The sequence below is a fragment of the Niastella sp. genome, assembly GCF_045805085.1.
Lineage (GTDB): Bacteria > Bacteroidota > Bacteroidia > Chitinophagales > Chitinophagaceae > Niastella.
On the sequence record NZ_JBJMLX010000049.1, the window covers coordinates 1 to 12,611 of the forward strand.

12 protein-coding genes and 1 tRNA gene are annotated in these 12,611 nt (G+C 44.0%); 3 read left to right on the forward strand and 10 right to left on the reverse strand.

Annotation, left to right across the window (positions count from 1 at the left end):
* From ACJ751_RS02095 to ACJ751_RS02110, 4 genes are all read right to left on the reverse strand, one after another.
* The coding region (locus ACJ751_RS02095; RefSeq protein WP_407743730.1) for an RsbRD N-terminal domain-containing protein at positions 1 to 162 on the reverse strand (162 nt) is incomplete at its 3' end.
* 365 nt (positions 163 to 527) lie between these two features.
* A complete protein-coding gene (locus tag ACJ751_RS02100; protein ID WP_407743719.1) occupies positions 528 to 1,151 on the reverse strand; it encodes a phosphatase PAP2 family protein in 624 nt (207 codons plus the stop codon).
* A 303-nt stretch (positions 1,152 to 1,454) separates the two neighbouring features.
* Positions 1,455 to 2,066, reverse strand: coding sequence for a phosphatase PAP2 family protein (locus tag ACJ751_RS02105; protein WP_407743720.1), 612 nt, complete (start codon positions 2,064 to 2,066; stop codon positions 1,455 to 1,457).
* A gap of 46 nt (positions 2,067 to 2,112) precedes the next feature.
* Positions 2,113 to 4,779, reverse strand: a complete 2,667-nt coding sequence (locus ACJ751_RS02110; protein ID WP_407743721.1) for a valine--tRNA ligase — start codon at positions 4,777 to 4,779, stop codon at positions 2,113 to 2,115.
* 1,227 nt (positions 4,780 to 6,006) lie between these two features.
* On the opposite strand from ACJ751_RS02110, the gene ACJ751_RS02115 reads away from it, so the two are divergent.
* Together ACJ751_RS02115 and ACJ751_RS02120 are read left to right on the forward strand one after the other, a co-directional pair.
* Positions 6,007 to 7,374 carry an exonuclease domain-containing protein gene (locus ACJ751_RS02115; protein ID WP_407743722.1) on the forward strand — a complete coding sequence of 456 codons (1,368 nt, stop codon included), beginning with the start codon at positions 6,007 to 6,009 and terminating at the stop codon, positions 7,372 to 7,374.
* A gap of 151 nt (positions 7,375 to 7,525) precedes the next feature.
* Positions 7,526 to 8,014, forward strand: coding sequence for a hypothetical protein (locus ACJ751_RS02120; protein WP_407743723.1), 489 nt, complete (start codon positions 7,526 to 7,528; stop codon positions 8,012 to 8,014).
* Between the two features lie 98 nt (positions 8,015 to 8,112).
* Here ACJ751_RS02120 and aat read toward each other — a convergent pair whose 3' ends face one another.
* The 6 genes from aat to ACJ751_RS02150 form a co-directional block, all read right to left on the reverse strand.
* Positions 8,113 to 8,760, reverse strand: a complete 648-nt coding sequence (gene aat, locus ACJ751_RS02125; protein ID WP_407743724.1) for a leucyl/phenylalanyl-tRNA--protein transferase — start codon at positions 8,758 to 8,760, stop codon at positions 8,113 to 8,115.
* A 41-nt stretch (positions 8,761 to 8,801) separates the two neighbouring features.
* On the reverse strand, positions 8,802 to 9,098 hold the full coding sequence (locus ACJ751_RS02130) for an ATP-dependent Clp protease adaptor ClpS (protein ID WP_407743725.1): 297 nt from the start codon (positions 9,096 to 9,098) through the stop codon (positions 8,802 to 8,804).
* 183 nt (positions 9,099 to 9,281) lie between these two features.
* The gene (locus tag ACJ751_RS02135) at positions 9,282 to 9,737 is read right to left on the reverse strand and encodes an SRPBCC domain-containing protein (protein WP_407743726.1); all 456 of its coding nucleotides are present in this window, start codon (positions 9,735 to 9,737) and stop codon (positions 9,282 to 9,284) included.
* A gap of 100 nt (positions 9,738 to 9,837) precedes the next feature.
* Positions 9,838 to 10,350: a hypothetical protein gene (locus tag ACJ751_RS02140; RefSeq protein ID WP_407743727.1), complete on the reverse strand. Its 513-nt coding sequence runs from the start codon at positions 10,348 to 10,350 to the stop codon at positions 9,838 to 9,840.
* Positions 10,351 to 10,400: 50 nt separating this feature from the next.
* Positions 10,401 to 11,183 (reverse strand): fatty acid desaturase family protein, encoded by a 783-nt coding sequence (locus tag ACJ751_RS02145; protein ID WP_407743728.1) that lies wholly within the window; start codon positions 11,181 to 11,183, stop codon positions 10,401 to 10,403.
* A gap of 335 nt (positions 11,184 to 11,518) precedes the next feature.
* Positions 11,519 to 12,394: a DUF6597 domain-containing transcriptional factor gene (locus tag ACJ751_RS02150; protein ID WP_407743729.1), complete on the reverse strand. Its 876-nt coding sequence runs from the start codon at positions 12,392 to 12,394 to the stop codon at positions 11,519 to 11,521.
* A gap of 139 nt (positions 12,395 to 12,533) precedes the next feature.
* Here ACJ751_RS02150 and ACJ751_RS02155 point away from each other — a divergent pair.
* Positions 12,534 to 12,608 (forward strand) — tRNA-Val (locus ACJ751_RS02155).
* The last annotated feature ends 3 nt before the right edge of the window (positions 12,609 to 12,611 follow it).

Below are 12,611 nucleotides of genomic sequence, written 5' to 3' on the forward strand. Positions count from 1 at the left end.
ACCTTGCAACAACGCATCCAGCAACTCAGCACTCTGTTCGCGCAGCTCATCGTTACTCATCAGGTCTTCACGTAATCCGGCATCTGCGAGCTGCAGGCTTATCCAATCTTCTAAAATGTTTTTCTTTTTCTTTTGAAGGAGTTTTGAAATGTCTTGCTTCATTTTGTAAAGAGGTTAGTTTTAAAAGTTTTTTTAAAGTAACTGGGCTATGAAATGAGCTACAAAGCAATTCTTTTGCCAGTAGGAGATGGGGGGAACAAAATGGGGATATGCGTCAAAAGCGACTGGGGGTAGGGGTAAAGAGTTGACCAGTTGATCAGTTGACGAGTTGACAAGTTAACACGTTAACTTGTTGATAAGTTAACAGTTGAAGAGGTGACGAGGAAGAAGGTTTGCGAGACGCAAGTAAGAAGTTAATAGGGTTGATAGTGTTGATAAAGGTACAGGGTAATAAGAAAATGGCTTACAGCTAAGAAGTTGCTTTGGCCGTGTCGCAGTTTGCCGTTTCACGACTTACGACCCGGCTGTTAATTAATTAGGACAGATGCCGGTTTCTTGCTGACCAACCACTTGTTTACCTTATACATTAACCAGGCGCTGCCGGCGCCCACGATTGCTCCGGCCAATACATCGCTGGGATAATGCACGCCCAGGTACATTCTTGAATACCCAACGGATGCGGCCCAGGCATAGGCCGGCACGGCCACATACCATTTGGGATAAGCCATGGTTAATGAGGTAGCGGTGGAAAATGCTTCAGAGGTATGTCCCGATGGAAAGGAAGGACTGCCGCCATCACTGGCGGGAATAATAAACGGATGATCGGCAAAGGGCCGGTGCCGTTTGAAGGTATATTTCAGACCTGCAGTTATAAGGGAAGAAGCTGCCAGGCTTTCCGCCAGGAACAGTCCTTTGTTGATGGTGACCTTATCGTCCCGTACAAGACCCGTTGCCAGTACCGATACGGGTACCAGCATACTGATGTAATTCGTGGTGTTGGAAATATGCTGATAGAGTTCCACCGGGTCTTCATGCCGGTGTTCCATCATTTCATCTAATACCTGCACATCGAGACTGGTGCGTTGCGCCTGCACAGCTGGTTGTATAAGTGATATGCATGCTATTATCAATAGCAGGTAACGGATGTTCATATTTTAAGTTTCAATCGTAATATGTAACCTGATTCTGTATTAATTCAGAAGTAAGTTGATAGAAGTTGACAAGTTAACAAGTTAACCAGGAAATACAGAGATCAGTTTAAGTTATTGAGTTTGTTAGTTTTTTAGTTCTTTGGTTTTGAGGTTCATTCGAATTGCGCGCGAGTCCTTTCACAGCCTGTCCCGACTTGTCGGGATTTCACGTTTCCCGTTTGCCGAAAACCCCACCAATCCACATAGCCTTTAGCTAAGCAGATCCAACATTCACCATTCCCGATTGCCGACTTCCGACTCCGGTTAAAGGGCCGGACGAAGGTCGTTAATGCCGGGTTTCTTTTTGAACAACCACTTGTTGGCCTTGTACATTAACCAGGCGCTGCCGGCGCCTATTACGGCGCCTGCCAGTACATCGCTGGGGTAATGCACGCCCAGGTACATTCTTGAATAACCCACGGATGCGGCCCAGGCATAGGCCGGAACGGCTACATACCATTTGGGAAATGCCAGGGTTAATGAAGTGGCGGTAGCAAAGGCCAGGGAGGTATGTCCCGATGGGAACGAAGGACCACCGCCTCCAGAGACTTTGGTAAGCCCAGGCGTTACCATATAAGGGCGCGACCGTTGAAAGGCATACTTCATACCAAAGGTAACAAAGGTGGTGGCGGCTGCCGACTCGGCCAGGTACAATCCTTTTTTAAGGGTACTACTGTTGTTGTCGATAAGCCCCGCGATCACCACGGCGGCCGGAACGGCAATACTCATCATTTCCGTGGTATTGCTAATATCCTTGAACACTTTGGTAGCGCCGGCATTACGGCTTTCCATCATCTCTATCAATATGTGTTGATCGAGACTGTACTTTGTTTGCGCCACGGCGCCCGGCTTGAAACAACAAAAGCACACTGCCATAAGCAGCATGCTTTTTAATATAGTTGAAACCGGGGTTTGTTTACAGTTAGAGGTTTGACAGGCTATCCTCAAGGACCTTGATCTTTTCTTCGGCATCCAATTTTTTCTTTTGCTCTAATTGAACGACATCTGGCCTTGCAGATTGTACGAAGCGTTCATTGCTTAACTTTTTATTAACTGATTCAAGGAAGCCTTTAAGCCTTTCCAGCTCTTTTTCCAGCTCTTCTTTTTGTGTACCGGTATCTACAGCACGTTCAGTTTCAATGTAAAACTTATCCTTACCTATAACCGCTGTAATGGTTTGTACTACAGGCTCTGAAACAAATGTTAATTGATCAATATTTACCTGTTTGAGCAATATTGTTTCAATGGCTTTGAACAGCTCCTTGTTTTCGCTCTGTACATGCAGTTTAATGGGTTCTTTGGATTTTATCTCATTCTTTATTCTTACATCGCGCAAACCGGTGATCACATCTATCAACAATTGACCCTCCTGTAATACGATTTTATCGAAGGCTTGTGGCGCTGTGAATTGTTTTACGCACAGGTCTTCAGTACGAGGCGCCAGTAAATGATAGATCTCTTCTGTAACGAATGGCATATATGGGTGCAGCAGTTGCATCAGTTCAGTAAAGAATGATACGGTTTTTTCGTACACTGCTTTGTCCATGGGCTGGTCCATACCAGGTTTTATCCATTCCAGGTAATAGGCACAGAAATCATCCCAGATCAGCGAATAGATGGTCTTTAAACCTTCACTGAGTTTAAAGTCTTTATAGTGTTGTTCAATTTCAGCTTTGGCTGCCTGCAGCTTGTTTTCAAACCAGGTAATAGCAAATGGGGTTTGACCGGTGGATGGCGTTTCGCCGATCTTGGCTTCAAATAGTTGAAGCAGCTTCAGCGCATTCCAGATCTTGTTATTGAACTTCATTCCCTGTTCGGGAGAGGTTTCATCAAATAACAGGTCGTTACCGGCAGGGGAGGAGATCATGATACCAAAGCGAACCGCATCGGCGCCGAACTTATCGATCAGCATCAGCAGATCGGGTGAGTTACCCAGCTGCTTACTCATTTTACGGCCCAGTTTATCACGCACCATACCCGTGAAGTAAACATCACTGAATGGTTTAACCTCCATGTATTCCATACCCGCCATAATCATTCTGGCTACCCAGAAGAAAATGATATCCTGACCGGTTACCAGTACTGAAGTAGGGTAGTAATAATTGATATCAGGATTGCCGGGATGAGTAACCCCTTTGAAAACTTCAATAGGCCATAACCAGCTCGAGAACCAGGTATCGAGCACATCGTCATCCTGTTTCAGGGGATGCGCCACATATGGGTTATCCTGTTTACCGGGAGGATTTATGGAATTTGTATTGGTAGACCATTGGCGAACTGCTTCTTCCTCAGTTTCGGCTACATAACAATTGCCTTTGTCGTCGTACCAGGCGGGAATGCGTTGTCCCCACCAGAGTTGCCGGCTAATGCACCAGTCTTTAATATTCTCCAGCCAGTATTTGTAAGTGGCCATGAATTTATCACCGGGGTGAATGCGCACTTCGCCACTGGTTACGGCAGCCAGCGCTTTTTCGGCCAGCGGACGCATGGTCACAAACCATTGGGTGGAAATGCGGGGTTCAACCACCGCCATGCTGCGTTGCGACAGCCCGATGCGGGTGGTGTATTCTTCTTCTTTTATCAGCAAACCCTGCTCCTGCAACGTCTCAACTACCTTTTTACGGGCAGCAAAACGGTCCATACCCACAAATACCTCGGCGGCTTCGTTCAGGGTGCCGTCTTCGTTGAGGGTATCAATTACCGGGAGGTTGTGTTTCAACCCCAGGTTATAGTCGTTGATGTCGTGCGCGGGTGTAACTTTTAAGGCGCCGGTACCAAATGCAGGGTCAACATAGTCGTCGAAGATCACCGGAACGGCGCGGTTCACCAGGGGAACGATCACTTTTTTGCCTTTCAGGTGGGCAAAACGTTCGTCGTTGGGGTTTACGCACACGGCGGAGTCGCCCATGATGGTTTCGGGGCGCTGGGTAGCAATGGTAACGAATTCGGCCGTAGGCTGGCCATCGGCTGCTGCTACCGCGTATTTTACATAATACAGTTTGCCCTGTATCTCTTTATACTCCACTTCTTCGTCACTCAGCGCAGTTTTGGCGGCAGGGTCCCAGTTGATCATACGGGCGCCGCGGTAGATCATTTTTTTATTGTAGAGGTCAATAAAGATCTTGATAACAGCTTTGTAATAATCGGGGTCCATGGTAAAGGAAACCCGGTCCCAGTCAACACTACAGCCCAGTTTTTCAATCTGGTGGTAAATGATGCCGCCGTATTTTTCTTTCCATTCGTAAGCATGTTTCAGGAACTCCTCGCGGGTGAGGTCGCTTTTTTTAATGCCTTTTTCCTTTTCCAGCATTTGCACCACCTTGCTTTCAGTGGCAATAGAGGCATGGTCGCTGCCGGGTACCCAGCAGGCGTTAAAGCCGCTCATGCGGGCTTTACGCACCAGTATGTCCTGCACCGTTTCGTTGAGGGTATGGCCCATGTGTAATACCCCGGTTACATTGGGTGGGGGTATCACCACGGTGAACGGCTTGCGCTCATCGGGGGTGCTGTTGAAATATCTCTTTGATTTCCAATGCTTACTCCATTTGTCCTCTACGCCTTCAGGCTGATAGTTCTTGCTTAGTTCCATAGATTTATAATCTGCTTTAAGGGAGAGCAAAGGTACTAAATTGTCTGAACTGGGATGGGTGGGATGTTTGGGATATTTGGGATCAGGATATGAGCGAGAGTGGGTTAAATGCGCCTAAGGGTTGCACCCGACTTGTCAAGGACTTGCCTAAGGGTTGCACTGAGGTGGCCTAAAATGCCTGGTTTCCCCGGAGGCCAGTGCAACCCCCCCAGGCCATTCCCAGGCAATACTTAGGCAATGCCCGGGCAATACCTCTAGAGTCTGACGCTCATTTATCCCGGCAGAGAATAGGTAAAGGCGGGAACTTTATAACTTAAGAATATTAAACTTAAAATTTTGAACTTACTCCCCCTTCAGGGGGCCGGGGGTGAGGCAAAAAAAAAGCACCTCGCTGCTGTGCCAGATGCTTACAAAATAACGTCTATTCCCATATCATAGTCAGATAATGGAACGCTTTTGTGTTTCAATAAGGAGGTAATGCACTAACTGTTACTAAGCATACCAATACAGGTACGACAGCAACATAATAAAACATAAAAAACCGAGTGCTAACAAAGCTACCTTGCCGTTTTCGCCCAGGTGGAAATGCTGTGTTGTCTTTTTCATATCCTACGTTTTTTAGAGTTTTAAATAGATACGTAGTACGATCATGCAATCGGTCTTCACAGGCTTCGGAAAGATATAAAAGGGTATTACTATTAAAGCCGAGGTTGTTCAGGAAGGATATAATCCAATTAGGGATAATGCCAGGCTATTGTTTTGAAAGCTATGGCAAATGTAATACACAACTGCTATTCCTGCAACTATATACGCTATAAAAAAGTGAAAATAAGGGTTAATGCCCCTTTGTGTCTAAAAATGGGAAAAAGTATGAAGCACAAAGGCAGTTATTTGTGACGGTTATCGGCTTTGCACTTCATACAGAAACGTAAGAATTCCTAATGATGGCAAAGCAGTTAGCTTTGTGTGTACCAGTACGAAAACAGAACCAGTGCAGCGAAGAATAAAACGATCACTGCAATTTTAGTCCTCTTTTCGTTGGCCTCCTGCAAGTTGAATTTTTGCATAGACAACGGATTTTTTGAGGTTTAACAATGTGGGACGGATTAAACACTCACGGGGTAGGATTATTATAAAGCGGCTTATAATCAGCTTGTTATGAACCAAGGGTCGCTGGATCGCCGTTCTGCCGGATTCGTTCGTAATTTGTAACTTTACGATTAATCTATGTACGCTATCGTTGATATAGAAACTACCGGCGGGTACGCTGCCAATAACGATATAACTGAGATCGCTATTGTGTTGCATGATGGGCAATCTGTGATTAACCGGTTTGAAACCCTGGTTAGACCGGTGCGTACCATACCGTATTATATACAGGTTTTAACGGGCATCTCTAATGATATGGTGGCCGAAGCGCCTAGTTTTGAAGAAGTGGCCCCGCAAATATATGAGCTGCTGCAGGGCCGGATTTTTGTTGCCCACAATGTTAACTTCGATTACTCTTTTTTAAAACATCATTTTAGTACAGCCGGGTACGAGTTGAACTGTAATAAGCTATGTACCGTTCGCCTGTCGAAGAAAGTGTTTCCCGGTTTGCCTTCTTACAGCCTGGGTAACCTGTGCAATCATTTTGGCATTACCATATACAACAGGCACCGGGCCGGTGGAGATACTGATGCCACCGTACGTTTGCTGGAACACTTACTGCAACATAACGCCGAACCACATATCCAGCAGTTTATAAAACGGGGCGCCAAGGAACAATCGCTGCCGCCCAACCTGCCTAAAGAACAGGTGGAACAATTGCCGTATACGCCGGGTGTATATTATTTCCATAATCAAACCGGTAAAGTGATCTATGTAGGCAAAGCCAAGAACCTGAAGTACCGGGTGAGCAGTCATTTCACGCATAATGGCTCGGGTAAACAACGGCAGGATTTTCTGCGGAACATTTACAGTATTAGTTATGAAACCACCAGTACCGAGCTGATGGCTTTTATTCTGGAAAGCGTGGAAATAAAACGCCTGTGGCCGGAATTCAACAGCAGCCAGAAACGGTTCTCCCATACTTATGGTTTGTATATGTTTGAAGACAGCGGCGGATACATAAGACTGGCCATCGATAAAAAGAAGAAACACATGCAACCGCTGTACACCTTCAATCTGTTGCTGGAAGGACACCGGTTGTTGAACAAACTGATAGAGCAGTTTGCCTTATGTGCCAAATTATGTTTTATGCAAACCGCTCCCGGTCCCTGTGCCGGAACCAGCGAAAATACCTGTTTGGGCGCCTGTGAGCAGAAAGAGCCGGTGGATGTATATAATGCACGGGTGCACGAAGCTTTGGAATGGTTGGAAGAGCATCTGCCTACCTTTGCGGTGGTGGATGCCGGTAATGAACGCGATGAGCGCAGCTGCATTTTAATGGAGAAAGGAAAATTCTATGGCATGGGATACATTCCTGCAGACGTGGGCATTACCACCCGGGAAGAATTGAAGAATTACCTGAAGCCATACCCGGAGAATGATTATATCCGGGGATTGGTATATCAGTACGTGGAGCGACATCCTAATAAGAAGATATCGTTTTAATGCCCTTCAACTCAAACCCTGGTTAACTGGTCAACTCGTTAACTGGTCAGCTCCCCTCTGCCCTCATTACTTATTTTTCATTTTTTCATTTATTTTGGTATTATAGTTGCGGAAAGTTTTACACAACGCTTTTGTAAAAATAACCCACACTATGAAAAAACGTAATTTGTTGCTTTGCTGTTTGCTGGCTGCCGGATGTCGTGAGACAGCGCCCAAAGAAACAGTAAAAGCGGAGACTTCAAAATCGGCGGGGCCTGCTGCGGAAACGCCGCCTGCAGAAAAAATTCCGATGTATCGCACCACGGTAAGTACCGAACCGGTAGCGGAGTACAAACAGAAAACAGAAAATCCATTAAATGACTGGTATTTTTCGGTGAAGCTGTTCGAAACGTCAAAAACTTTTCAGTACCTAATGAAACTAAAGTATGAAGAGATGGAAGGCGAGGATACCCTGTTTCTTCCCAATGTAGGTACTCTGCCCAAACCTGTAATTCAAAAAGGAGAAGACAAATATTCCTGTATTGTAGGGTTTATCGATAACCACGACCAGTTTCGTGAGTATAAGAAAGTGTATGTGAAAAACGATGAGTTAAAAGTTACTTCCCTGAAACATTATTCTGTGGCTACTTACGCTAAATAGTTGCAGCGCTTGCCCCGGCATAGCGGGGATCCAGGTTTCATGTTACAGGGAAAACGGAATACAACTGTAACCTGTAACATGCAACCTGCAACCTGAAACTAAGGTATGAGTTCTTCCAACAATTGTATAAAGTCATCTCTCGGTATCATACGGGCGCCCAGGCTTTCCAAATGCTCTGTATAAACCTGGCAATCGATCAGCTGCACATCTTCCTGTTGCAACAGGTGCACATAGCTGATAAAAGCATATTTACTGGCGTTGCTTACTTTACTGAACATGCTTTCGCCAAAAAACACTTTGCCCATTCTTATTCCATATAAACCACCTACCAGTTCGTTGTTCAGCCAAACTTCTGCGCTGTGCGCAAAACCCAGCCGGTGTAACCGGGTGTAAGCCTCCTTCACTGCACTGGTGATCCAAGTACCGCTTTGTCCGGGCCGGTCGATGCTTTTACAATTATTAATAACTTCTGTAAATGCTTTATTGATAGTAAAGGTGAATGCTTCTTTTTTGAATAATTGTTTCATGCTTTTGCTCACCTTCAGTGTAGCCGGCGTTATAATAAAACGGGGGTTGGGGCACCACCATAAAATATGTTGCCCTTCGTACCAGGGAAAAATACCCTGGCGATAAGCCAGTAACAAACGTTCGGTTGAGAGATCGCCGCCAACAGCCAATAACCCATCTGGTTCAGCCAGGTGAACAGGGGGGAATACTATTTCTTTATCCAAAGCAAATAAAGGCATGCCGGAATTACAGTTGAGGACTAATGTATGAAAGGCAAAAATTAGGTCAGCACTTCAATCGTGGCGCCAATACCACGATCGGTAATGGCATCGCATTGTGGTTTTAAATCGTCGTAAGATCCTTGCTTTACAGCATATTTTCCCTGAAAATGGATGATGTAAGCGCATTGTTCAGCCTGTTCGGCAGTATGGCCGCACACCTCAACCAGGGTTTCAATAACCCATTCAAATGTATTTACCTCATCGTTCCATACAATAAGACTGTATGGTTCGTCCAATGTGGTAAGTACATCGGTATCCTCTTCATAATGTGGTTTAACCGGCGCGTCAATAGCCATATAGTATGGTTTATTCCGTTACAAATTTATAGAAATACCTTACGCCCAGCAAGCTCTTTTATGGCTTTTTAATAATGGGGGTTTTTCGCGTAAACGCCTCATTCAGAAGAATTAAAGTGTACATAATACAAAAATGAGTATTTCTCCTATTTTTCCCTGCCTGGGGTATGGGCAGGGTCATTATCAGATCAGGCTGCTGCTTTCTACAAATTTTTTTAACAATACAATAGTCGTTTGCCAGTAAAATTCCAGATGCTTGTAAATGGTTTCTGTAGGAAAATTGGTAATGGTGAGTGTTAAGGCAGTTTGGGTATCGGCAGGGGAGAGATTGAATTTTATGACGGAATAATTTTCCGGCACATCGGGTAGGCGTGATAATGAGCTGTTATGCGAATAGCTCAATACTTTTTCTTCATCATATTGTAACACGGTGCCTTTGTTAACAAAAGGCAGATGATGGAAACCCGAGATAGTGATGGGACTGTTAACCGCCCAACTGGTTTGTATGTGCAAATTCATTTCATTTTCACCCATCCATTGTTTCATCAGGAACGGTTGGGTCAACGCTTTCCAAACGTTGCCGGCCAACGCATTTATTACGACTGTTTTTTCGATCAGGTTTGCCATGACGTTTGACATAAAGTATGGTTTTTTTAAAAGGTCCGGTATACTTAACGTTTATGTGGAGGAATTGTTTGGAGGCCTTGGTAATCGAGGTTATCGTTTGAGTAATTGTTTGTTAATCCAGAAACTTAAAGCTATTAGCAATTTTATCAAATAAAGGTTTAACCTCATTGTACGTACGAGGAAATGTCATCATCGTCAGGATGTATGTTTTACCATTTCTTACAGTAACCAGGTCATAATTCTGCATGGTTATTTTTTCATTATACAGATTGTTGGATAGTGATGCCAGCCATTTGAATTGCATTCCATTTAGTGTAGTGTCTCCTTTTGCAATCATTTGGAAATCGGGCGTGCTTATATATTTAATATAAGTGGCAAATGTTCTCTCCAGGTTTCTCGGGGTTTCAATGATGTTCACATTCATTATGTCTCTGGCAGTATCCCTTCCATGCGGAATCCTCGATGTTTCCAGTACCACGCCTTTTTGAGCATATTCCACCTTGTATTTCCAGCTTGAAGGAAAATCAATGGAAAAGTGATTTAAAGTATCCGTGTAATGGAAAAATGATTGTCCGTTTACCTGGGAAATGAAAAATGTAAAGATCAATAGTAAGGTGGTGCGCATTATTTCTGTTTCGATAGGTTTAAATATAGTCAAAGGATAGTGTCACATGATTAAAAAGTACTCTTCTTTTCAATTTCAGGCAATACTTCATCGATGCGTTTGGCCAGCTCGGGTAATTTAATAGTAGGAACAGCTGGAAATAAATGATGTTCCAAATGATAGAACATGCTGAAGGTGATCTTGTTCTTCCAGCCCGACCGTTGTGTTCTGGCCAATTCAGGACTGTCGTGTGTATCGTGGTGAACCGTCCAAACGGCGAAGAAAGCCATTAAGAATTCACCAATGATCATCACAATAATATGATAGATGAGAAAGGTTATATTAAAATAGAACACCAAGGCAACGAAGAGGGCAATGGAAACAAGTTCCAGTATTACATTGCGCTTATAGGTTTTGTTCCCTAGTTGCAAGGTTACTTTATGAATGAGGAACATGTGAATGGGTCCATACAAAATGGCGCCATACCAGGTCATGCCGGCTGATTTGCCTTCGTAATCCTCGTCAGATAAACAATATTTGTGGTGCCTGATGTGATTGAATTTTACAGCATGAATGGAAACGATCATCAGTATACTGTTGATATAAAGCGAAAGCCAGGTGAGGAATTTATTTGTGCCTAATGAATTGTGAAAGCCATTGTGGACCTGTCTGAGTCCTGTAAGAAAGAAAAATGCAGAGAACGGCAATGCAAATAAATAATACCCATAATATGCAAAAATCATTGAAATAATGAACCAGGGAATGGTGAGGTTATTTTCAATGAGCATTTCTTTAATACTTAAACTTTTCAGGTCTTTCCATTCAACTTTTCTGAGTATTTCCTGGTGGGTCATAAAATAAAGGTTTGGTTCAGCAAATGTACACTGGTGTTTAGCAAGATGCAAGCTCTTCTTTTACTAACCGCCCAAAGCTGTCAAAAAATTTTAGGACGGGTCAAGTTGTGACAGGAAAGGCCAAACTAACGCACTTATATCACAAACTTAGCTATTTACGTCCCATAATTAGCGCCTGACATCTCATACTAAGTTCTCGTTATAACATTATAGGTACTGAATAAACTATAATTACAGCGGGATAACTTATTAATTACAAAATAGCTCATAAACGAATAGTACCTGTGAGTTTATTGAAAACGAGACAAGGATTCTTGATTTTAGCAAAGGGCTAATTACTTATTATGCGTTTTATGCGCAGGAAAATTCTCCGCTACTTCCTTCAGTTGTTTATGATAATCAAAAGGCGAGACCCCGGTAAATTCTTTAAAAGAGCGAATAAAATGTGACTGGTCGGCATAACCGTTCTCATAAGCGATATCAGATAACTTATCGTAGTTGTTTTTACGAAGCTGGTTCAGCGATTCCTGGAAACGGCAAATGCGCGAAAATAATTTGGCAGAAATACCGATCGATTGTTTGAACCGCCGTTCCAATGTGCGTTCAGACAATTGCAATTGCTTCTGCAACTCAGCAAAGGAAATATCTCCTTTGCCGCGCGTGATCTCCGTGAAAGCGAAACTGGTAATTGCGTCCTGCTTATCGCTGTGTTGTTCCGCGGCTTTCAACAGGCTGGCCGAGATCAGGTTGATCTGTTCCTCCACGCTGGCAGCCGCCAATAATTTCTCCTGCAGCACCCTTTCTTTTTTATGTTGCACCAGTCCCAGGTCAACGCAGGTGCCGGTTAATTCATGGGCATCGATACCGAACACAGATTGCAGGGCATGCGGTTGCAAACAGATGCCCACCGTGTTTACCTTGCCCGTCAACACCATTTTGACAGGTTGAATGGTTTGTCCGTACAAAAAAATGCTGGCTAATTGTTTGTTGTCTTCTTCCAGAAAGAAAGTGCCTTTATCGGGCTGCTGGTACATGATGCCGGGACAGCCATCGGCGAGCGGACTAAATGTTACTGTTGAATTGGCAACGCCACTATTCTCCAGTACCCAGAAGTACCTGACAAAAGGTTTTAAATTCTCGGGTGGAAGAATGAGACGATAGTTCATTTTTAGATAGGCAGGTTGCTGCAATTTATCGAAAAAAATATTCATTATCAATGCAAAAAAATTTGGTGGAAATACAACAACCCTTATCTTTGCAATCCCAAAACGGAATAAGGGTAGTGAAAAAGAGATAGTAGGTAAGGTTTTGGGACAGAAGCAGTTAGAAGTTAACCAAAAAATTTATAAAGGGAGTTTAGCTCAGTTGGTTCAGAGCATCTGCCTTACAAGCAGAGGGTCGGCGGTTCGAGCCCGTCAACTCCCACAG